The sequence below is a fragment of the Streptomyces xantholiticus genome, assembly GCF_014651015.1.
GTDB lineage: Bacteria > Actinomycetota > Actinomycetes > Streptomycetales > Streptomycetaceae > Streptomyces > Streptomyces xantholiticus.
On record NZ_BMWB01000002.1, the window covers coordinates 45,312 to 64,754 of the forward strand.

At 70.8% G+C, this 19,443-nt stretch carries 22 protein-coding genes and 1 pseudogene; 16 read left to right on the forward strand and 7 right to left on the reverse strand.

Annotated elements, in window-relative coordinates; translation table 11 throughout:
* Positions 1-73 precede the first annotated feature (73 nt).
* Together IE198_RS36030 and IE198_RS36035 are read left to right on the forward strand one after the other, a co-directional pair.
* Positions 74-550 carry an NAD(P)H-dependent oxidoreductase gene (locus IE198_RS36030; RefSeq protein ID WP_268246458.1) on the forward strand — a complete coding sequence of 159 codons (477 nt, stop codon included), beginning with the start codon at positions 74-76 and terminating at the stop codon, positions 548-550.
* Positions 547-672, forward strand: a pseudogene (locus IE198_RS36035) (NAD(P)H-dependent oxidoreductase); the annotation flags it as partial. The gene IE198_RS36030 and the pseudogene IE198_RS36035, both read left to right, overlap by 4 nt.
* A gap of 276 nt (positions 673-948) precedes the next feature.
* On the opposite strand, the gene IE198_RS04530 reads toward IE198_RS36035, so the two are convergent.
* Positions 949-1,608: a pirin family protein gene (locus IE198_RS04530; RefSeq protein WP_189882922.1), complete on the reverse strand. Its 660-nt coding sequence runs from the start codon at positions 1,606-1,608 to the stop codon at positions 949-951.
* A 93-nt stretch (positions 1,609-1,701) separates the two neighbouring features.
* Here IE198_RS04530 and IE198_RS04535 point away from each other — a divergent pair, with 93 nt between their 5' ends.
* The 5 genes from IE198_RS04535 (at position 1,702) to IE198_RS04555 (ending at position 6,593) form a co-directional block, all read left to right on the forward strand.
* Positions 1,702-2,886 (forward strand): PucR family transcriptional regulator, encoded by a 1,185-nt coding sequence (locus IE198_RS04535; protein ID WP_100107014.1) that lies wholly within the window; start codon positions 1,702-1,704, stop codon positions 2,884-2,886.
* Positions 2,887-2,975: 89 nt separating this feature from the next.
* Positions 2,976-3,890: an ACP S-malonyltransferase gene (locus tag IE198_RS04540; RefSeq protein ID WP_189882924.1), complete on the forward strand. Its 915-nt coding sequence runs from the start codon at positions 2,976-2,978 to the stop codon at positions 3,888-3,890.
* A gap of 14 nt (positions 3,891-3,904) precedes the next feature.
* Positions 3,905-4,936 carry a ketoacyl-ACP synthase III gene (locus tag IE198_RS04545; RefSeq protein WP_189882926.1) on the forward strand — a complete coding sequence of 344 codons (1,032 nt, stop codon included), beginning with the start codon at positions 3,905-3,907 and terminating at the stop codon, positions 4,934-4,936.
* A gap of 66 nt (positions 4,937-5,002) precedes the next feature.
* The gene (locus IE198_RS04550) at positions 5,003-5,251 is read left to right on the forward strand and encodes an acyl carrier protein (RefSeq protein WP_010987188.1); all 249 of its coding nucleotides are present in this window, start codon (positions 5,003-5,005) and stop codon (positions 5,249-5,251) included.
* A gap of 79 nt (positions 5,252-5,330) precedes the next feature.
* Positions 5,331-6,593: a beta-ketoacyl-[acyl-carrier-protein] synthase family protein gene (locus tag IE198_RS04555; protein WP_189882928.1), complete on the forward strand. Its 1,263-nt coding sequence runs from the start codon at positions 5,331-5,333 to the stop codon at positions 6,591-6,593.
* A gap of 387 nt (positions 6,594-6,980) precedes the next feature.
* Here IE198_RS04555 and IE198_RS04560 read toward each other — a convergent pair whose 3' ends face one another.
* A complete protein-coding gene (locus IE198_RS04560) occupies positions 6,981-7,475 on the reverse strand; it encodes a DUF3145 domain-containing protein (RefSeq protein ID WP_189882930.1) in 495 nt (164 codons plus the stop codon).
* Between the two features lie 264 nt (positions 7,476-7,739).
* On the opposite strand from IE198_RS04560, the gene IE198_RS04565 reads away from it, so the two are divergent.
* The 3 genes from IE198_RS04565 to IE198_RS04575 all read left to right on the forward strand — a co-directional run bounded on the left by IE198_RS04565 (position 7,740) and on the right by IE198_RS04575 (position 10,850).
* Positions 7,740-8,669: an SGNH/GDSL hydrolase family protein gene (locus IE198_RS04565; RefSeq protein ID WP_229833742.1), complete on the forward strand. Its 930-nt coding sequence runs from the start codon at positions 7,740-7,742 to the stop codon at positions 8,667-8,669.
* A gap of 152 nt (positions 8,670-8,821) precedes the next feature.
* Complete coding sequence (locus IE198_RS04570; RefSeq protein WP_189882934.1) at positions 8,822-10,075, forward strand: pyroglutamyl-peptidase I; 1,254 nt, start codon at positions 8,822-8,824, stop codon at positions 10,073-10,075.
* 7 nt (positions 10,076-10,082) lie between these two features.
* Positions 10,083-10,850 (forward strand): carbon-nitrogen hydrolase family protein, encoded by a 768-nt coding sequence (locus tag IE198_RS04575; protein WP_189882936.1) that lies wholly within the window; start codon positions 10,083-10,085, stop codon positions 10,848-10,850.
* Positions 10,851-10,886: 36 nt separating this feature from the next.
* Here the strand turns inward: IE198_RS04575 and IE198_RS04580 are convergent, their stop codons facing one another.
* The 3 genes from IE198_RS04580 to IE198_RS04590 form a co-directional block, all read right to left on the reverse strand.
* Positions 10,887-11,675 carry an EI24 domain-containing protein gene (locus IE198_RS04580; protein WP_189882938.1) on the reverse strand — a complete coding sequence of 263 codons (789 nt, stop codon included), beginning with the start codon at positions 11,673-11,675 and terminating at the stop codon, positions 10,887-10,889.
* Positions 11,676-11,834: 159 nt separating this feature from the next.
* A complete protein-coding gene (locus IE198_RS04585) occupies positions 11,835-12,257 on the reverse strand; it encodes an organic hydroperoxide resistance protein (RefSeq protein WP_189882940.1) in 423 nt (140 codons plus the stop codon).
* A 63-nt stretch (positions 12,258-12,320) separates the two neighbouring features.
* Complete coding sequence (locus IE198_RS04590; protein WP_189882942.1) at positions 12,321-13,352, reverse strand: NADP-dependent oxidoreductase; 1,032 nt, start codon at positions 13,350-13,352, stop codon at positions 12,321-12,323.
* A gap of 89 nt (positions 13,353-13,441) precedes the next feature.
* On the opposite strand from IE198_RS04590, the gene IE198_RS04595 reads away from it, so the two are divergent.
* Positions 13,442-13,900 carry a MarR family winged helix-turn-helix transcriptional regulator gene (locus IE198_RS04595; protein ID WP_189882944.1) on the forward strand — a complete coding sequence of 153 codons (459 nt, stop codon included), beginning with the start codon at positions 13,442-13,444 and terminating at the stop codon, positions 13,898-13,900.
* A gap of 123 nt (positions 13,901-14,023) precedes the next feature.
* On the opposite strand, the gene IE198_RS04600 is transcribed toward IE198_RS04595, so the two are convergent.
* On the reverse strand, positions 14,024-14,695 hold the full coding sequence (locus IE198_RS04600) for a TetR/AcrR family transcriptional regulator (protein ID WP_229833743.1): 672 nt from the start codon (positions 14,693-14,695) through the stop codon (positions 14,024-14,026).
* Between the two features lie 104 nt (positions 14,696-14,799).
* Here IE198_RS04600 and IE198_RS04605 point away from each other — a divergent pair, with 104 nt between their 5' ends.
* Complete coding sequence (locus tag IE198_RS04605; protein ID WP_189882946.1) at positions 14,800-15,273, forward strand: ester cyclase; 474 nt, start codon at positions 14,800-14,802, stop codon at positions 15,271-15,273.
* Positions 15,274-15,279: 6 nt separating this feature from the next.
* Positions 15,280-15,774, forward strand: coding sequence for a DUF3237 domain-containing protein (locus tag IE198_RS04610; protein ID WP_189882948.1), 495 nt, complete (start codon positions 15,280-15,282; stop codon positions 15,772-15,774).
* Positions 15,775-15,869: 95 nt separating this feature from the next.
* On the opposite strand, the gene IE198_RS04615 is transcribed toward IE198_RS04610, so the two are convergent.
* The gene (locus tag IE198_RS04615) at positions 15,870-16,610 is read right to left on the reverse strand and encodes an SCO2400 family protein (RefSeq protein WP_189882950.1); all 741 of its coding nucleotides are present in this window, start codon (positions 16,608-16,610) and stop codon (positions 15,870-15,872) included.
* A gap of 131 nt (positions 16,611-16,741) precedes the next feature.
* Between IE198_RS04615 and IE198_RS04620 the strand changes: the two genes are divergently transcribed.
* The 3 genes from IE198_RS04620 (at position 16,742) to IE198_RS04630 (ending at position 19,301) form a co-directional block, all read left to right on the forward strand.
* On the forward strand, positions 16,742-17,302 hold the full coding sequence (locus IE198_RS04620) for a hypothetical protein (RefSeq protein WP_189882952.1): 561 nt from the start codon (positions 16,742-16,744) through the stop codon (positions 17,300-17,302).
* Positions 17,303-17,408: 106 nt separating this feature from the next.
* Positions 17,409-18,452, forward strand: coding sequence for a rod shape-determining protein (locus IE198_RS04625; protein WP_189882954.1), 1,044 nt, complete (start codon positions 17,409-17,411; stop codon positions 18,450-18,452).
* Between the two features lie 219 nt (positions 18,453-18,671).
* A complete protein-coding gene (locus IE198_RS04630) occupies positions 18,672-19,301 on the forward strand; it encodes a LysE family transporter (protein ID WP_189882956.1) in 630 nt (209 codons plus the stop codon).
* Positions 19,302-19,443 lie beyond the last annotated feature (142 nt).

The following is a 19,443-nucleotide window of genomic DNA, read 5'->3' on the forward strand; positions in this document are numbered from 1 at the left end:
GGGCCGACTTCGGAGCCGGGGCCACCCAAACGGAAAACCGCTTGCACGATTGATCACGGCGCAGAGACCGCAAATGCCGTGCCCACAGCGTGGATTGGATGTGTGGAGTACGAGAAGGAGCAGTGCCCACAACGACATTTCTCCGTCACAATTCGGCTGGAAGCCGCCTACTCGCACCACGAGGATTCGAGCGGTCACATACGCCGGGGAAGAGGTGCAGGTGTCCGACCTGTACGCGATGAAGTGGAAGGCGACCCTGGACGCCGACGACTTCCCCGACCACCCCGCCGACCGGCGGCTGGAGGTGCTGGCCGCCCATGAACAGGCCACGCTGTCCGGACGGTTCACGCGGACATCGCGGCCGAGCAGGAGAAGCTGCTTCCGGGCGGACGCCGTGATCCTCCAGTTCCCGCTGTGGTGGTTCTCGGTGCCCGCGATTCTGAAGGGCTGGTTCGACCGGGTGTTCACCTTCGGCTTCGCCCACGGCCCGGACCTGCCCCGCCCTACAGCGAGGGCGCCCTGGCCGGGCGGCGGGCGCTGGTGTCGGTGACGATCGGCGCGTCGGAGCCGTCACTGTCCGAGCGTGGCGCCCACGGCCGGCTGTCGGACCTGCTCCACCCCGTGCAGCACGGCGTGTTCTGGTTCACCGGCATCGCAGCGCTGGAACCGTTCGCGGTGTACGACGCCAACAGCCTGCCAAGAAAGCGATACGCGGCAGTGGAGAAGGAGTACGGGCGGCGCCTCGACAGGCTGTTCACCGACGAGCCGATCCCGTACCGGACTCTGACCCGGCGGGGACTACGGCCGCGACATGCGGCTGCTGCCGGACGCGGGACGCCCGGGCATCAGCAGGGCGGACCTGCACGTCCACCCGCGCACCTGAGACACGGCCGGGCGCCGGGCCGGGCCGGGCGGGTCCACGGCCGTACGGCCGCACCGGCCCGGCGCTCAGCGGGCGGCCATCTCCCACAGCAGTACCTCGGCCGTGTCCACGGCGGCCATCTCCAGACCCTCCGCGTCCGTGATCCGTGCCGCGTCCCCCGGCCCCAACTCGACCTCGCCGAGGCGAATCCGACCGCGCACCACGTGCACGTATACGAAGGCCCCGTCCGGCACCGCCGTCCGTTCCCCCTCCGCCGGCCGCCGCACGTGGAGCATCGCGCCCGCCTCCGGGAGGGCGTACGGGGTGGCGTCGGCGATGCCGCGGACGATCTCGTACGACGGCTCGCCGCCCGGCTCCAGCGGTGCGAGCCACATCTGGACGAAGACCAGCGGGACATCGGCGTCGTTGCGTTCCACGTGCCGCACGCCGCCCGCCGAGCTGAGGCGCTGGACGTCGCCGGGGCGTACGACGGTGGCATGGCCCGCCGAGTCGCGGTGGGTGAGCTCGCCCTCGACGACCCAGGTGACGATCTCGGTGTGGCTGTGCGGGTGCTCGTCGAAGCCGGCACCGGGTGCGAGCCGCTCCTCGTTGCAGGCGAGGAGCGCACCGAAGCGCAGATTGTCCGGGTCGTAGTGCCGACCGAAGGAGAAGGCGTGCAAGGACTCGATACCGGCCGCGAGGTCGCCGCCGCTGTAGCGCTCACCGGCGCGCCGAACGGTTGTCACGGCCCCACGGTAACCGGGAGCCGGCACATGTCGGCGCGGTGAACAGGAACCCCGGGACACGGGCCGCCCGTCCTGATAAGGCACTCTTGTCCAGTGCCCCAACCTGCAGCGAACTCCTCCCACCCGCACTCCGCGACCCTGCGCCGCCTCGAGCAGTCCTCCGGCCGGCTCGCGGCGAACGCCATCGCCCGCATGGACGAGTCACTGCCCTGGTACCGGGCGATGCCACCGGAGAACCGGTCGTGGATCGGGCTGGTCGCCCAGGCCGGTATCGCCGCGTTCACCGAATGGTTCCGTCACCCGGAGACCCCGCAGGCGATCTCGACCGATGTCTTCGGCACCGCGCCGCGCGAGCTGACCCGGGCGATCACCCTGCGCCAGACCGTCGAGATGGTGCGCACCACGATCGAGGTCATGGAGGCGGCGATCGAGGAGGTCGCCGCGCCCGGCGACGAGTCCGTGCTGCGTGAGGCGCTGCTCGTCTACGCACGGGAGATCGCGTTCGCCACCGCCCAGGTGTACGCGCAGGCCGCGGAGGCCCGCGGCGCCTGGGACGCCCGCCTGGAGTCGCTCGTCGTGAACGCGGTGCTGTCCGGCGAGGCCGACGAGGGCGCGGTGTCCCGGGCGGCGGCGCTCGGCTGGAACTCGCCGGAGCACGTCTGCGTGATCCTCGGCACAGCGCCGGACGGCGACAGCGAGCTGACCGTCGAGGCGATCCGCCGCGCCGCCCGGCACGCCAAGCTGCAGGTGCTCACCGGGGTACTCGGCGACCGGCTCGTCGTCATCGCCGGCGGCAGCGACAATCCGCTCCATGTCGCCAAGGCCCTCATCGGTCCGTACGCGGCGGGGCCGGTCGTCGCCGGGCCGATCGTGCCCGATCTTCTGGCCGCGACCCGGTCCGCGCAGGCTGCCGCGGCGGGGCTCAAGGCGTGTTCGGCTTGGCAGGACGCGCCGCGTCCGGTTCTGGCGGACGATCTGCTGCCGGAGCGTGCGATCGCCTCCGACCCTGCGGCACGCGAGCAGTTGGTGGAGGAGATCTACAGACCACTGGAGGAGGCGGGTTCGGCTCTTCTGGAAACTCTGAGTGTCTATCTGGAGCAGGCCAGCAGTCTCGAAGGCGCGGCGCGCATGCTCTTCGTTCACCCCAACACCGTGCGCTACCGGCTCCGACGTGTGACAGACGTCACCGGATGGTCCCCTTCCGATGTACGCTCCGCCTTCACGCTGCGAATCGCACTCATCCTCGGGCGTCTGGCCGACGGGGATGCCCAGCCCTAGACTTTTGTGGAACACCGACAATTCCCCTGACGGTTCTTCGTCCCTGTCCTCACGGGCGGGCGGAGCCGTCCGCAAGAGAGAGTGTGAGGGTGCTCGTACTCGTCGCTCCTGGCCAAGGCGCTCAGACGCCAGGCTTCCTGACTCCCTGGCTCGATCTCCCCGGCGCGGCCGACCGCATCGCGGCCTGGTCGGACGCCATCGGGCTCGACCTTGCCCACTACGGCACCAAGGCCGACGCGGACGAGATCCGCGACACCGCCGTCGCGCAGCCCCTCCTCGTCGCCGCCGGACTGCTGTCCGCGTCGGCGCTCGGTGAGGTGGCTCCGGGCGCCGTCGCCGGTCACAGCGTCGGAGAGATCACGGCCGCCGCCTTCGCCGGTGTCGTGGACGACATCGCCGCGCTGAAGCTCGTACGGGCGCGGGGTCTGGCGATGGCCGAGGCCGCCGCGATCACCGAGACCGGCATGTCCGCCATTCTCGGCGGCGAGGCCGACACGGTCGTCGCCCACCTCGAGAAGCTGGGCCTCACTCCGGCGAACGTGAACGGCGCGGGCCAGATCGTCGCCGCCGGCACCGCCGAACAACTCGCCGCACTCGCGGAGGACAAGCCGGAAGGCGTCCGTCGTGTGCTGCCGCTGAAGGTGGCCGGCGCGTTCCACACGCACCACATGGCGCCCGCCGTCGCACAACTCGAGGAGGCCGTGAAGGCCCTCGAGGCCTCGGACCCGGCCGTCCCTTACGTCTCGAACAAGGACGGGCGGATCGTCGCCGACGGCGCCGACGTCATCGCCCGTCTGGTGGGTCAGGTCGCCAATCCGGTCCGCTGGGACCTGTGCATGGAGACCTTCAAGGAGCAGGGCGTCACCGCCTTGGTCGAGGTCTGCCCCGGCGGCACTCTCATCGGCCTGGCCAAGCGCGCGCTGCCGGGCGTGCAGACGCTGGCGCTGAAGACGCCCGACGACCTCGACGCGGCCCGCACGCTGCTCGCCGAGCACACTGCCTGAAGGAGCCGTAGCGCATGTCGAAGATCAAGCCCAGCAAGGGCGCCCCGTACGCACGGATCATGGGTGTCGGCGGCTATCGCCCCGTCCGGGTCGTGCCCAACGAGGTGATCCTCGAGAAGATCGACTCGTCCGACGAGTGGATCCGCTCCCGCTCCGGTATCACCACGCGCCACTGGGCCTCCCCGGAGGAGACCGTGACCGCGATGTCGGTCGAGGCGTCGGGCAAGGCGCTCGCCGACGCCGGGATCGCGGCAGAGCAGATCGGTGCCGTCATCGTCTCCACGGTGTCGCACTTCAAGCAGACCCCGGCCGTGGCCACCGAGATCGCCGACAAGGTCGGCGCGGGCAAGCCGGCCGCGTTCGACATCTCCGCCGGCTGCGCGGGCTTCGGCTACGGGCTGACCCTGGCCAAGGGCATGATCGTCGAGGGTTCCGCCGAGTACGTGCTCGTCATCGGCGTCGAGCGGCTGAGCGACCTGACCGACCTGGAGGACCGCGCGACGGCCTTCCTGTTCGGTGACGGCGCCGGCGCCGTCGTCGTCGGCCCCTCCGCGGAACCGCACATCGGTCCCACGGTCTGGGGTTCGGAGGGCGACAAGTCCGAGACGATCAAGCAGACCGTGCCGTGGAACGACTTCCACCTCGGCGATGTCTCCAAGCTGCCGCTCAACGAGCGCGGCGAGGTCAAGTTCCCCGCCATCACGCAGGAGGGCCAGGCGGTGTTCCGCTGGGCCGTCTTCGAGATGGCGAAGGTCGCCCAGCAGGCGCTCGACGCCGCCGGAATCAGCGCGGCCGACCTGGACGTCTTCATCCCGCACCAGGCCAACATGCGGATCATCGACTCGATGGTGAAGACGCTGAAGCTGCCGGAGCACGTCACGGTCGCCCGCGACGTGGAGACCACCGGCAACACCTCGGCCGCCTCGATCCCGCTCGCGATGGAGCGGCTCCTGGCGACCGGACAGGCGAAGAGCGGCGACACCGCGCTCGTCATCGGCTTCGGGGCGGGTCTCGTCTACGCCGCAACGGTCGTTACCCTCCCCTAGGCACCGTACGGATCTTCCGGACGGCTACTGCCACACCCTCTGAATAACCACCGAAGGAGCGCCACCATGGCCGCCACGCAGGAAGAGATCGTCGAAGGTCTCGCCGAGATCGTCAACGAGATCGCCGGTATCCCGACCGAGGACGTCCAGCTGGACAAGTCCTTCACCGACGACCTGGACGTCGACTCGCTGTCCATGGTCGAGGTCGTCGTCGCCGCCGAAGAGCGCTTCGACGTCAAGATCCCGGACGAGGACGTCAAGAACCTGAAGACCGTCGGCGACGCCGCGGACTACATCCTCAAGCACCAGGCCTGAGTCTTCAGCCGCGTTTGTCGCCACCCTCCGGTGGCGCCGTGAAAATTCAGCACCCTCTAGTCGTGGAGAAAGAATTCCTGTGAACTCGACCAATCGCACCGTGGTCGTCACCGGTATCGGCGCAACCACACCGTTGGGTGGCGACAGCGCATCGACCTGGGAAGGTCTCATCGCCGGGCGTTCCGGTGTGAAGCTGCTCGAGGGCGAGCGCTTCGCCGACCTTCCGGTGAGGATCGCGGCGCCCGCCGCGGTCGACCCGGGCGAGGTGCTGCCGCGCCCGCTGGCCCGCAAGCTCGACCGCTCCGCGCAGTTCGCCGTGATCGCGGCCCGCGAGGCGTGGGCCGACGCCGGCTACACCGCACCCGCCGGCGAGGACGAGGCCGTTGCCCCCGCCCGGCTGGGCACCGTCATCGCCTCCGGCATCGGCGGCGTGACGACCCTGCTCGACCAGTACGACGTGCTCAAGGAGAAGGGCGTACGCCGCGTCTCCCCGCACACCGTTCCCATGCTGATGCCGAACGGCCCCTCCGCCAACGTCGGCCTCGAGGTGAACGCCCAGGCGGGCGTGCACACCCCGGTGTCCGCGTGCGCGTCCGGTGCCGAAGCGATCGGTTACGCCGTCGAGATGATCCGCACCGGCCGTGCCGACGTGGTCGTCGCCGGCGGCACGGAGGCGGCGATCCACCCGCTGCCGATCGCGGCGTTCGCCAACATGATGGCGATGTCCAAGAACAACGACGAGCCCGAGAAGGCCTCGCGCCCCTACGACACCGCTCGTGACGGCTTCGTCCTCGGCGAGGGCGCGGGCGTCGTGGTCCTCGAGTCCGCCGAGCACGCGGCCGCGCGCGGCGCGAAGGTCTACTGCGAGGTGCTGGGCCAGGGCCTGTCCGCGGACAGCCACCACATCGCGCAGCCGGAGCCCACCGGCCGCGGTATCGCGGCGGCGCTGCGGAACCTGCTGGAGACCACGGACCTCAAGCCGTCCGAGGTCGTCCACCTCAACGCACATGCGACGTCCACCCCGCAGGGTGACGTCGCGGAGATCAAGGCGCTGCGGGCCGTCCTCGGCGACGACCTGGACCATGTCGCGGTCTCCGCGACCAAGTCGATGACGGGTCACCTGCTGGGCGGCGCCGGCGGCATCGAGACGGTGGCGACGGTGCTGGCTCTGCACAACCGCACGGCCCCGCCGACGATCAACGTCGACGACCTCGACGAGACGGTCGACGCGGACGTGGTCCGCGGCGAGCCGCGGGCGCTGCCGGAGGGCACGATCGCGGCGATCAACAACTCGTTCGGCTTCGGCGGCCACAACGTGGTGCTGGCGTTCCGCACGGTCTGATTCATCGGGCGAGGCCCGCGTCCCCCCGGGGGCGCGGGCCTCGCGCGTTTGCCGGGAGGTTCCGCCCCCGGTACCCCCCGGCTTCGAACGCCGAACGGGCTGACAAAGTCAGCCCGTTCGGGGGAACGTCCCACGGCCACCAGGCCGTGGGAGGAGTGTGAGGACAGCGCGCGAAGCGCGGTACGGGGCCGGGCAGAGCCCGGTTTCGGGATGGGGGGGACCACTCACTCCGTCAGGCGTAGGGGGGCGCGTAGGGGAAGAGCCCCGCGCAGCGGCCCACCCGCCTCCACAGCGGCGCCCGCAGCGCACGCGCCCACTGCCGAACGCGGAGACGCCCAGCCCAGGCCGGCAACGCCGACGTGCCCCGGGGCGGGCCCGGGTCCGGGGTCAGACGACCTGGTGGAGCCACCGCACCGGCGCTCCCTCCCCCGCGTACCGGAACGGCTCCAGTTCGTCGTCCCACGGCTTCCCCAGCAGCTTCGCGATCTCGGCCTCCAGGTCCGTCTCGCCCTGCGTGGACCGCGCCAGCGCCGCCCGCAGGCGGTCCTCGGGGACGAGGATGTCGCCGTGGATGCCGGTCACCGCGTGGAAGATGCCGAGGTCCGGCGTGGCGCTGTAGCGCTCGCCCTCGGCCGCGGCGGACGGCTCCGCCGTCACTTCGAAGCGCAGGAGATGCCAACCGCGCAGCGCGGACGCCAGCTTGGACGCCGTGCCCGCCTCGCCCTTCCAGGAGAACTCGGCTCTCCAGGTGCCGGGCGATGCGGGCTGCCGGATCCAGTCCAACTGGACCCGGACGCCGAGTACGCCCGCGACCGCCCATTCGACATGCGGGCACAGCGCGCGCGGTGCGGAGTGAACGTACAGAACGCCACGTGTCGTCACCGGGACCTCCAGTGTGGGACGAGGTTCGCCTTCCCAGCGGCCTCAGTAAACAGCATCGGGAACAAGTCTCCACAAAAGGGACGGCATGTGACGTGATGTAATTTACCGGCGCCGATCGGGGAGGTGGGCCTCTGGGTCGACGAGGCAAAAGTTACCGTGCGAGACGCGCCACGGGGTGACGTAATGTCGGTCCTGGGGCCCGTACGCACCAAGCTTTCACTCGGCAGGAGGTCGGATGCCGGGTTTGCAGAGGGGGAAGTGACCTTGGGACAGCGCAGCACGCGCAGCGGGACACGCCGCGCACGCACCGGCGTCGCCGCCGCGCTCGCCACCGCGACCCTGGCGGCCGGAGCACTGGCGGCATGTGACTCGTCGTCAGAGTCCGACGGCCGGCGCCCGCCCGGCGCCTCCGCGCGTCCCTCCCCCAGCCCCAGCCCCACCCCGGTGTGGGACCGCAGCCCGGACTCGCTCGCGGCGGTCGGCGACTCCATCACCCGCGGTTTCGACGCGTGCATGGTGCTGTCGGACTGCCCCGAGGTGTCGTGGGCGACCGGAACGGACACCGGGGTGAACAGTCTCGCCATGCGTCTGCTGGGCGCGTCGGGGGTGAAGGAGCGCAGCTGGAACCTCGCCCGTTCCGGCGCCGACGCCGCGGACCTGCCGGAGCAGATGGCACGCGCCGCGGCCCACGACCCGGAACTGGTCACGGTGATGATCGGCGCGAACGACGCCTGTGCGGACACCGTGGGCCGGATGACTCCCGTCGAGGAGTTCCGCGCGTCCCTCGAGGCTGCCATGGACCGACTGAGGAACGATGCTCCGAAGGCACAGGTCTATGTCGCCAGCGTGCCGGACCTGAAGCGGCTGTGGTCCGAGGGCCGGGGCGACGCGCTGGGCAGCCGGATATGGGAACTGGGCATCTGCGCGACGATGCTCGGCGACGCGCAGGACGTGGGCGTCCGGGCACAGCAGCGCAGGGACACCGTCCAGCAGCGGGTCGTCGCGTACAACGAGGTGCTGAAGGACGTCTGTGCGAAGGACGACCGCTGCCGGTACGACGGTGGGGCCGTCTTCGACTATCGCTTCTCCGGTGCGCAGTTGAGCCGCTGGGACTGGTTCCACCCCGGCAGGGACGGCCAGCAGCGGCTGGCGGAGATCGCGCACCGCAACGTCACGGCAGCGCAGGTGCCTTGAGGTCCGGCGCCGCCGGGGACGCGTGGGGCCCGGCCCGCCTCCGCTTCGCGCACCTGCCGAGTACCGCCATCGCCCCCGGTGGACACCGGTGCGGCCTTCCGCCCGACGCGGTGGCGCCGCGATACTGCGAGCCGGCCGACGAAAGGAATCCCGTGCCCCGAACACGCGCCCGCCTCGACGTGCTCGCGCTCGCCCTCCTCGCCTCCGCCGCCCTCGGCCTCACCGCGTCCCCGCTCGCGTCGGCAGCGCCCGTCCCGGCCGGCGCCCCGCTCACCGTGGAGGAGCAGCGGCTCGAACGGGCCGTTCCCCAGGAGATCCTGCGGCGCAGCGGCTTCGACTCGATGGCACCGGGCTTCGTACGGGCCCTGGAGGGTGCGACGTCCTACCGGCAGGCCGAGCGTGCCGTGGGGCGCCACGGGTCCGCCCTGTGGGAGCGGGCCGTGGACCGGGCGCAGGGCAAGGGCGCGGCGGGAGGCGATCTGAGCCGGGACGACGACCGGCCGCTGTACTGGGCGCGGCTCGGGATGACGGCCGGGCTGCGGCAGTGGCGGCCCGCGTTCGACGTGACGCAGGCACAGCGTGCGCGGCTGATGGACCGTCTGGAACGTTCCTCACGCGGTCAGGACTCGATGGACCTCCCCACCGGCAAGGGCCTCAAGCGCATCGTGATGACCGGCTTCGACCCCTTCACGCTCGACCGGGACATCCGTATCAGCAACCCCTCCGGCGCCACCGCCCTCGCTCTCGACGGCACCTTGATCCACACCTCGCAGGGACCTGCCAGGATCGAGACGGCGGTGTTCCCCGTGCGCTGGCAGGACTTCGCCGACGGCACGGTCGAGCGGACGCTGGCGCGGCAGTTGCCGAAGGCGGACCTGTTCACCACGGTCAGCCAGGGCCGGGTGGGCCGGGTCGACATCGAGCGCTTCAACGGGGGGTGGCGCGGCGGCTTCCCGGACAACGACAACGTCTCCCGTACGGAGACGGTGCCGGTGGCCGACCCCGCCTCGCAACCGCAGTGGACGTCCACCTCTCTCCCGTACGAGGCGATCACCGCGGCTGACACGGGCCGTTTCCCGGTGTACGACAACACCTCCGTGACCGAGATCCCGGCCGGTGGAGGCGCCCCGGTCATCCGGCCGGACGGCCCGACCGAGGGTTCGACCGCACGCGCCGGTGGCGGTGGCAACTACCTCTCCAACGAGATCGCCTACCGCGCCACGCTGCTGCGCGACCGTCTCGGCCTGGACGTACCGGGCGGTCATGTGCACACCCCGGTGCTGCAGTTCGCGCCGGGGAACACGACCGGGATCACCGACCTGGAGTTCGAACGCAACCGGCTGGACATCATCAGCCAGACACGCGAGATCATCCGGGTGGCTGCGGAGAGCGGCGAGGCGGGATGATGCCCGCATGAAGATCGCGGCAGGGCAGTTCACGTCAGCTCCGGGCGACATCGAGGCGAATGTCCACAGCATGCAGGCGCTCGTGAGGGAGGCGGCCGGGCGCGGCGCCCGGCTGGTCGCCTTCTGCGAGCTGGCTGCCACCGGTTACGACCTGGAGGCGATCGCCGAGGACCCGGGCCTGTGGCTGACGGAGGAGGATCCACGGCTGGAGCCGGTGCGCAAGGCGTGCCGTACGACGTCGACGGCGGCGCTGGTCGGCTGCGCAGTGCGTACGTCCGGCCCACGACCGGCCCTCTCCGCCCTCGTGATCGGCCCGGACGGTGAGCTGCTCGCCCGCTACGACAAGACGCATCTGCACGGTGCGGAACAGGACGTCTTCGCGGCAGGCACCGAGGACGGCCGCTTCATGCTCGACGGTGTCCGGTTCGCGGTGGCGATCTGCTACGACAACCGCATTCCCGAGGTCGCGGAGCGGGCGAGGGCCGACGGCTGCCAGGTGTATGTGGCGAGTTCGGTCCTCGAGGAGGGCAACGACTCGTATCAGAAGGTCTACCCGGTCCGGGCGAGGGACAACGGCCTGCCGGTGCTGCTCGCCAACGCCGTGGGGCCGTGCAGCGTCGGCGACTGCCGGGGCGGCAGCGCGGTCTGGGGCCCGGACGGCGCCCTGCTCGCCACTGCGGGAACCAACGCCCCCGGCCTCGCGGTGGCGCAGGTGCTGCTCGACTCACCGCCCGGCCCGGAAGCCGCATCCGTGGTCACCGGCACACTGTCGTAGCTGTCGGGCACGCAGCGGCTCGGAAGCAGTAGGTGCCTAGTCGGGCTTGCGAAGGCTGTGCGGGCCCGCGTGTGCCGGCTCCGGGTCCTGCGGCGCGACCAGGTCGCGGACCATGAGCGTCGCGCCGGCGACCGCCCCCGGCATCAGGAAGACCGCGACGAACGGCACCAGGAACGACAGCGTGAGCGGCACGCCGAAGCCCAGGGTGCGCAGACGACGGCCCCTCAGCAGCGCCAGGCGCTCCTTCAGTTCGACGCCTCGCCGCTGGAGGGCCACGGCGGCCAGCTCCTCCGCCAGGAAGAAGCCGGAGACGCAGAACCCGATCACCGGGACGACGGTCTGGCCCACGACCGGGAGGAAGCCGCAGGCGAAGAGCAGCAGACCGTAGAAGACCACGCGCAGCACGATCCGCAGCGAGTCCCTGGCGGAGATCCACAGTTCACGCCAGAGCGGCAGCCCCGAATGGGGCACCTCGCCGCCCTCGGAGCGGTCGACCTGCTCGGAGAGGTTCTCGTAGAAGGGCTGGCCGACCAGGAGCGTCACGGCGGTGAAGGTGATCACCGCGACGAACAGCCCGAGGGCGAACAGCAGTGCCGTCAGCGTGCCGCGGAAGATGTCCAGCCACGGTGAGGACCAGTCGTCGGCGAACGGCGTCGCCCAGGCGATCACATCGTCGGCACCGAACACGAGACCGATGATCGCCCCTGTGTACAGCACCAAGGTCACCAGCCCCGGGAGCAGGCCGAAGCCGAACCACCGGCCGTGGCCGGCCACCCAGCGCTGGCCCTTCATCAGATAGCCGAAGCCCACCCCGAGATCACGCATGCGCACACCCTATCGGGGTGCCTCTTGTTGTTCGGCGGCCCAACCGGTGGACCCGGCGTACTGATCGTCATGGCAGGCGCCGTGGTGATCGTCGTGCCGTTTCCCCGTGGGACGCGCCGAGGGCCGCACCCGGGGTGCGGCCCTCGGTCGGACCGGGCCTCAGACCGCGAGATCGACCGTGATGTTGCCGCGGGTCGCCTTGGAGTACGGGCAGACCTGGTGGGCCCTCTCGATCAGGTCCCTTGCAGTCGCGGCGTCCACGTTCGGGATGCTCGCGGAGAGCTTGACGATGAGGCCGAAGCCGTCGTCGTTCTTTCCGAGACCGACCTCGGCGGTGACCGTAGAGTCGGAAATGTCGGCCTTCTCCTGGCGGGAGACGACGACGAGGGCCTGCTGGAAACAGGCGCTGTAACCGGCGGCGAACAGCTGCTCCGGGTTGGTACCGGCGCCGCTGCCGCCCATCGCCTTGGGCGGTGTCACCACGAAGTCGAGGATGCCGTCATCCGTGGCGACGCGGCCGTCACGGCCGTTCTCCGCGGTGGCGACGGCGGTGTAGAGCACCTCGGACTGCTGGATCGACATGAGGTCTTCCTCCTGCTGGTACGCCGCGACTCGCGCCCACGATCGCGACGGCTGGGGAAGAGCCTAACGGGTGACCTTCTCGCCGAGAGAAACGATCATCTTTCCGGTGTTCTCGCCGCGCAGCATTCCGACGAACGCCTCGTAGCCGTTCTCGATGCCCTCGACGACGGTTTCGCCGTACTTGAGCTCCCCGGAGGCCAGCCAGCCGGCCACCTCCTGGACGAACTGCGGCTGGAGCGCGCTGTGGTCGTTCACGAGCATGCCCTGCAGGCGCAGCCGCTTGCCGATGACGAGCGCGAGGTTCTTCGGGCCGGGGGCCGGCTCGGTGTTGTTGTACTGGGCGATCATTCCGCAGATGGTCGCGCGGCCGCCGACGTTGAACGAGGAGATCGCGGCCTCGAGGTGATCACCGCCCACGTTGTCGAAGTAGACGTCGATGCCGTCGGGTGCGGCCTCCTTCAGCTGCTCGCCGACCGGGCCGCTCTTGTAGTTGAACGCCGCGTCGAAGCCGTACTCCTCGACGAGGAGCTTGACCTTCTCATCGGAACCGGCCGAGCCGATGACGCGCGAGGCGCCCTTGATCCGGGCCATCTGGCCCACCTGGCTGCCGACGGCACCCGCGGCGCCGGAGACGAACACGACGTCGCCCTCCTTGAAGGACGCGACCTCGAACAGGCCGGCGTACGCGGTGAGGCCGGTCATGCCGAGCACTCCGAGATAGGCGGAGAGCGGGGCGAGGGACGCGTCGACCTTGGTGGCGTGCTTGGCGGGCACGTCCGCGTACTCCCGCCAGCCGAGGCCGTGCAGGACGTGGTCGCCGACGGCGAAGCCCTCCGCGTTCGACGCGACGACCTCGCCGACCGCGCCGCCGTCCATCGGCTTGTCGAGCTGGAAGGGCGGAACGTACGACTTCACGTCGTTCATCCGGCCCCGCATGTAGGGGTCGACGGAGAAGTGCAGGTTGCGCACGAGGATGCGGCCTTCCGCCGGCTCGGCGACGGGCGCCTCCCGCAGCGCGAAGTCCTCGGCCTTGGGCCAGCCGTGCGGACGAGCGACGAGGTGCCATTCACGGCCGGACGCGGGGAGTGCGGACATACTGCATGCCTCCTAGAAAAGCTTCATTACCTGAAACAACCATGCGCCTGAATATTTGAGATTGTCAAGTATTGGGTATCCTGATCCTCATGGCCACCCAGCGAACAGACCCCCTGGCCCTCGAGGTCGTCGAGCTCATCGGCACCGTGGTGGCCCGCTACCACGCCGAGTACGAGCAGGCGGCGGCCGAGCACGCCCTCACCGGGGCGCAGGCCCGGGTGCTGGGGCTGCTCTCCATGGAGCCCATCCCCATGCGGCGCATGGCTCAGAAACTGAAGTGCGAGCCGTCGAACGTCACGGGCATTGTGGACCGCCTCGAGGCGCGCGGCCTGGTCGAGCGCCGCCCCGACCCGAGCGACCGCAGGGTGAAGCTGGCCGCGGCCACCCAGGAGGGCCGCAGCACGGCCCGCCGGCTGCGTGAGTCGCTGGACTTCGCGCGCGAGCCGCTGGCGCAGCTGACAGAGGTCGAGCGCGCGGTGCTGCGGGACCTGCTCAGACGAATGCTCGGCGAGGAGACGGCCGAGCCGCCGTCCGCCGCCGGATCCTGACCGCTGCGACGGGCTTCCAGGTGGGCGTCCCGCCCCGGCGGATGCCCAACACCGGCAGACCGTGCCCCAGCGATCCGCGTCGTGGCGGCGACGCGCGGCCGAGGCGGTGCCCGCGACGGCAGATCAGTTCGCAGGGACGAGGAACCCCTCGGTCACGAGCCGCACCTTGTCCACCACCTCTTCGTCGCCGAGCCGCAACGCGGTGTTGGCGGCGACGAGTACCGCATCGAGCTGGAAGGCAGCGAGGTCGGCGTCGAGCTGAGCGATCTCCCTGGTACCGACGGCATGGCGCAGCTCGACGGCGATGAGGTCACGCCAGACATGTTGGCAGCGGAACAGCACGTCACGTACGGGCCCGGGGCGGCTGTCGAAGCCGGCCAGGTTCGCCGCCCAGAAGCAACCACCTGGGAACAGCGGCACCGACGCGTACTCGATCCACCGTTCGATCAGCGCGCGTACCCGCGCCGCGCCACGGGGCGCGCTCTGTGCCGGGCGGACGACCGCGTCCTCGAACACGTCACGTGCGCACTTCACCGTCGCGACCTGCAGGTTCTCCTTCGTCCCGAAGAGAGTCTGCACGCCGCTCTTGCTGATCTTGAGGTCGGTGGCCAGCCGGCCGATGCTGAGCCCGTCCAGTCCTTCCAGTGATGCCACGTCCACGGCATGGCGGACGATCGTCCGCCTGGACCGCGCACCACGCAGCACGCGCCGATCCGACGTCAGCGCTTCGACCTCGTCGACCTCGTCGACCTCGTCGGCGGAACGGACGACGTCCCGCTGCTCCACTTCGCTCATGGCACCATCCTGCCGGATTCCCCTTGCATATAACGTACGACCGATCGTACGTTTACTTCGTGAGGCGACGATCAGGAGGTGTGTGCGACTTGGACAGCCGTCGAATGTTTGAGCTGGCGCAGGCGTTGGCCACCGCAAAGAGTCGGCAGGACATGCCCGCGGCCATGGAGCTCTTCCACCGGGACATGGTCCTGGACGCTCCGGCTTTCGGGACGAAGGCTCAGGGCCGGGCCGCGAACGAGAGGGCGCTGACCGGGTTCTTCGCCTCCTTCCCCGACTACCGGGTCGCTCTCGAAGGCCACGCTGCCGACGGCGAGGTACTGGTCTGCTGGGGGACGGCGAAGATGACGATGACGGGTGGCCGGTTCGGCGTGCACCCCAACGGCAGGCGAGCCGAGTTGCCGGTGTTCATTCAGTTCGCCTTCAAGGACGGCCTGATCGCCGGCGAGCGATTCTTCTTCGATCTGTCGGAGCTCTGTGCTCAGTCAGGTGTCTCGACGGACGCGGTCAGGCGAAAGCTGTTCGGAGCAGCCTCGTTCGCGCCCACCGCTCCTGGGATCGAACCAATTCGGGGGTGAGGGAACATGGCAGCAGATGCTCGGCTGAAAGACATCGACGAGATCAGGACGATCCATCTCTTCGACATAGCTGTGGATTTGAACCCGCGGCTGGACATCGGCCCCGGCCCGTTGGGCCGACGGGTCCTCTTCGGCTCCGCCGGGGGGACGTTCGAGGGGCCAAGGCTACGCGGAGAGGTGCTGCCCGGGGGTGGGGACTGGACGTTGTTCCGCCCCGACGGCGTGATGACGCTCGACGTCCGGCTGACATTGCGGACGTACGACGGCGACCTGCTGCACATGACCTATGGCGGCCGCTGGGTCACCCCGCCCGAACTGCGGGCCGACATGGCCGATCCTGCCTCGAGGCACGACGTCGACCCCGCCTGCTATTACTTCCGGACGAATCCCCTCTTCGAAACGGGGGTGAAGCGATACGCATGGCTGAACGACGTCGTCTGCGTGGGCTCGGGGTATCTGATCGAGGGTGGAATCGCGTACAAGATCTCACAAGTCGTGTGAGCGACCTCTGTGACAGCAGGAGAAGCGACAAGCGCATCACCGACCCACGGTAGGGACGTGCTCTTCCCAGCCGGTGAACTTTCCCGGTCAGGGCACTAGACGCACCAGAAGAGGAAGCGCTCGCACGTCTCCGTCGGTTCCGGCTCCGGAGGCGGCGGCGGGTCCTGCTGACCCGGCGACTCGGGGTCTCCCGGGTCCGCCGGCGGCTCGCCCGTGCCGCTCGGGTCCCCGGGGCCTTCGGGATCGCCGGAGGACGACGGTGACGGGTCACCGTCGCCTGCGGACCCGGACGCCGACGGCTCCGTACCGCCGCCCTCTCCGTCCGGCCCCTCACCCTCCGCGCCTCGACCGTCGCCGGTGCCCGCCCGGGGTTTCCGCGGACGCGGCGAGGCGGACTTGGTGACGGCCGGCTCCTGCACATCGTCCGGGGCGTCCGGGGCCTCGTCGGAGGCGGTCGGCTCCGGGGCAGTCGATTCGGCGACCGGCTTCTCCCGGACCGCAGTCGCCGCGCCGTCGTCGCCCGGACCCTCCATGGCGAGCTCCGCCAGGCTCAGTGCCCCGGCCGCCAGCACCAGGCCGACCGCCCCGATCAGCACCTTGCGCCCGCGCCGCTTGCGGGCACGGCGGCCCGCGGGCTTGCGCCGTGTCGCGGCCTGTCGGCGTGCACGGCGCGGGCCGGGGTTGTCCGCCGGCTCCGGGGTCACGTCCAGTTCGTAGACGCGCTCCGGCTCGGCGGCACTGGGGCTGTGGTGACGGAGCTCCTCGACGGGTGTGCCGCACCCGGCACAGGCCAGGGCGCCGTTGAGATGCCGTCCGCACGGGTGGCAGTAATCCATGGCGCCCGCAGGTTATTCGCCGTCTACGGACCAGAGGTGGGTCTCCTTGTGCAGATCCTGTGTGGAATCCTCACTTCCACGGCGAGCCGACTCGGCTTCGCCCGCGCCGCCGAGCAGGCAGGATGTCGGTCATGACCCCTGACGCGCCCTTCGGCCCGCTCGACTTCCAACTGGTGCTGTTGCGCCGCATGGCCGACTTCCAGCCGGGTCTCGTCGAGGACGCGCGGCATCGGCTCGGCGTCTCGATCACGCAGATGCGCGAGGCCAACCGGCGCTGGCAGGCGAAGGTGCGCGCGCCCCGCTCGCGCGGGGCATTGTCCCGCTACCGGGCGGTGCTCGGCGAGCCGGAACTCGTCCGGCGGCGGCGGATCGGCGACCTGGAGTGCGACGCGCTTCTGTGGCCCGTACCGCTCTGGCCGGACCTGCGCTTCGAGGTACTGGCCGCCGACGGCGGCGCTGTGTGGAACGAGTGGCTGGTGCGCGCCCCGGGCGCGGCAGGTCCCGACCTGCGCACGGCGGACGATCTGGAGCCCTGGTCGTGCACCGTGGACGAGGTGGCGAGTGCCTTCCCGCCGGCCCGCCCCATGGAGGGCTCCGCGCCGACCCGGTGGCGCCTCGCGTTCACCCTGCCCGGCGGCGAGGTGCGTGTCGCGGAGTTCACCTGGGGCCTGCTGCAACGGCTCACCGACTGATCTGTCGGCCCGTCAGGTACGTACGCCCGACCGGCGCAGCCCAGCGCGCGCACGGCCCGCGGCGATCGCACGATGCGAACACGTACCGCACTCGGGAGGAACCGCCGTGACCGTCAGCCTTGAGCAGTTGCGACGTTGCCATGTGGCCGTCGATCTGGGCGCCGCCAGAACCCGCGTCTTCGTGAAGGGCGCCGGCCTCGTCGTCGACGAACCGAGCGTGGCCGCCGTCAACACCCGTACGGGAGCACTCATCGCGGTCGGCGCGCTCGCCGAGAAGATGACCGGCCGCACGCCCGGGTACATCCGGGTCGCCCGCCCTGTCTCCGGCGGCACCGTCGTCGACATCGACATGGCCCAGCGGATGCTCCGTCATCTGCTGGGCGAGAAGCTCCGCCGCCAGTTGCGCCGCAAGCCCCGGCTCCGCGCGGCGGCCAGCACCCCGCACGACAGCGACCCGCTCGCGCAGCGCGCCACCGTGGAGACGCTGGTCGGGCTGGGCGCCCGCCGGGTCGAGCTCGTGGACACCCTCATCGCGGCAGCCGTCGGCTGCGGGCTTCCCGTCGAGCAGCCCAGCGCGACCATGATCATGGTGTGCGGGGCGGCGACCACGCAGATCGCGGTCCTGTCCCTCGGCTCGATCGTCACCGCGACCCGTATCCCCATCGGCGGCAACGCCATCGACCACGCGGTGATCCAGCACCTTCGCCACCGGCACGAACTCATGCTGCCCAGCCAGTCCGTACGACCGCTCCAGCTCGCCCTGCACGGCAACGGCCTCACCCCGCAGGGCCCGTCGTCGACGGAGATCCACGGCCGTGACGTCGCCACCGGCCTGCCCCGGTCCGTCCGCGTCGACACCGCGGCCGTGCGGGAGGCGATCCACACCCCGCTCACCTCGGTCCTCGACGGGATCGGCAAGGTGCTCCGCGACTGCCCGCCGGACCTGGTCGCCGACCTCGTGGACCGCGGCATCATGATGGTCGGCGGCAGCGCGCTGCTGCCGGGCCTCGACCAGATGCTGCACAACGCGACCGGCATGCCCGTCAGCATCGCGGAACGGCCCGACATCTGCACGGTGCAGGGCCTCGGTGCGATGCTCGAGGGCCGGATCCAGCCCCTGGTCCTCGACCCGCTTGCAGAGACCGAGTGACCGTGACCGCCGGCCCCTGGGGGCTCCCCCGCGGAGCGGCCCGTCCGGCAGCCGACCGGCTCGCTCCGGATCGCGGCGTTCCTCGGAGCAGTCGTCGGCATCGGCACCGACCTCGATCCGGGGACCACCCTCCAGCGGCTCGTGGACACCGCTGCCGAACCGGTCGGCGACGATAAATGGGTCGCGCAGCCGACGAGCCCGGGCCGACAGTTGTGCGCCATGAGCGAGCTGTGGACGACGGCCACCGCCGGGGCGGTCGCCGGACTGGGTGTGGCGGTGCCGATCGGGGCGATGGGCGTGCTGCTGGTCCAGGAGAGCATGCGCGGCCGCCGTGGAGCGGTGGCGGCGGCGTCCGCCGTCGCGGTCGTGGACATGGCATACGCGGCGGTGGCCACAACCCTCGGCCCGCTGGTCGCCTCCGCGCTCTGCGGAGTGGAGGCATGGGTGCGGCTCGCGTCCGCGGTCGTCCTCGCGGCCATCGCGGCGCACGGGCTGCTCTCCTCACGCACCAAGACCCTGCCCAGGACGGACCCGGAGGCCGCGTCCGCCGGCGGCAGCACAGGGCGGGTGTTCACGCGGTTCGTCGCCCTCACCGTCATCAACCCCACCACGGCGCTCTACTTCGCCGCCCTCACCACTGCCCAGGGCGCCGCCCTCAGTGGCGCCGCCGCCGGAACCGTCTTCGTCGCCGGCGTCTTCGTCTCCTCGCTCGCGTGGCAGCAGCTGCTGGTGGCGGCCGGCGGCTTCGCCGGGGCCCGCATCTCCCACACCGCACGCGCGTGGACGTTCCGCGTCGGTTACGGCCTCGTCGCCGTGTACGCCGTGAAGGTCGCGCTGCCGCTTCCGTGAACCTCCGCCGGTGAGCGTCCCTTCGCCACTGCGGCCCGTCTGGAGCAGCACAGCGCGCCCCCGGGTACCTGCGGCACCCTTGACCGGCCGTGCGGAACTGTCGCCGGCCCCGCCCCGACGGCGCAACCCGAACCCTCGAGTG

Coding starts and splice junctions, on each gene's coding strand:
- IE198_RS04620 (WP_189882952.1), top strand. CDS start 16,742: ATGACCCCTGACGCGCCCTTCGGCCCGCTCGACTTCCAACTGGTGCTG.
- IE198_RS04630 (WP_189882956.1), top strand. CDS start 18,672: ATGAGCGAGCTGTGGACGACGGCCACCGCCGGGGCGGTCGCCGGACTG.
- IE198_RS04580 (WP_189882938.1), bottom strand. CDS start 11,675: ATGCGTGATCTCGGGGTGGGCTTCGGCTATCTGATGAAGGGCCAGCGC.
- IE198_RS04590 (WP_189882942.1), bottom strand. CDS start 13,352: ATGTCCGCACTCCCCGCGTCCGGCCGTGAATGGCACCTCGTCGCTCGT.
- IE198_RS04595 (WP_189882944.1), top strand. CDS start 13,442: ATGGCCACCCAGCGAACAGACCCCCTGGCCCTCGAGGTCGTCGAGCTC.
- IE198_RS04550 (WP_010987188.1), top strand. CDS start 5,003: ATGGCCGCCACGCAGGAAGAGATCGTCGAAGGTCTCGCCGAGATCGTC.
- IE198_RS04605 (WP_189882946.1), top strand. CDS start 14,800: ATGTTTGAGCTGGCGCAGGCGTTGGCCACCGCAAAGAGTCGGCAGGAC.
- IE198_RS04610 (WP_189882948.1), top strand. CDS start 15,280: ATGGCAGCAGATGCTCGGCTGAAAGACATCGACGAGATCAGGACGATC.
- IE198_RS04600 (WP_229833743.1), bottom strand. CDS start 14,695: ATGAGCGAAGTGGAGCAGCGGGACGTCGTCCGTTCCGCCGACGAGGTC.
- IE198_RS04575 (WP_189882936.1), top strand. CDS start 10,083: ATGAAGATCGCGGCAGGGCAGTTCACGTCAGCTCCGGGCGACATCGAG.
- IE198_RS04615 (WP_189882950.1), bottom strand. CDS start 16,610: ATGGATTACTGCCACCCGTGCGGACGGCATCTCAACGGCGCCCTGGCC.
- IE198_RS04585 (WP_189882940.1), bottom strand. CDS start 12,257: ATGTCGATCCAGCAGTCCGAGGTGCTCTACACCGCCGTCGCCACCGCG.
- IE198_RS36030 (WP_268246458.1), top strand. CDS start 74: ATGCCGTGCCCACAGCGTGGATTGGATGTGTGGAGTACGAGAAGGAGC.
- IE198_RS04545 (WP_189882926.1), top strand. CDS start 3,905: ATGTCGAAGATCAAGCCCAGCAAGGGCGCCCCGTACGCACGGATCATG.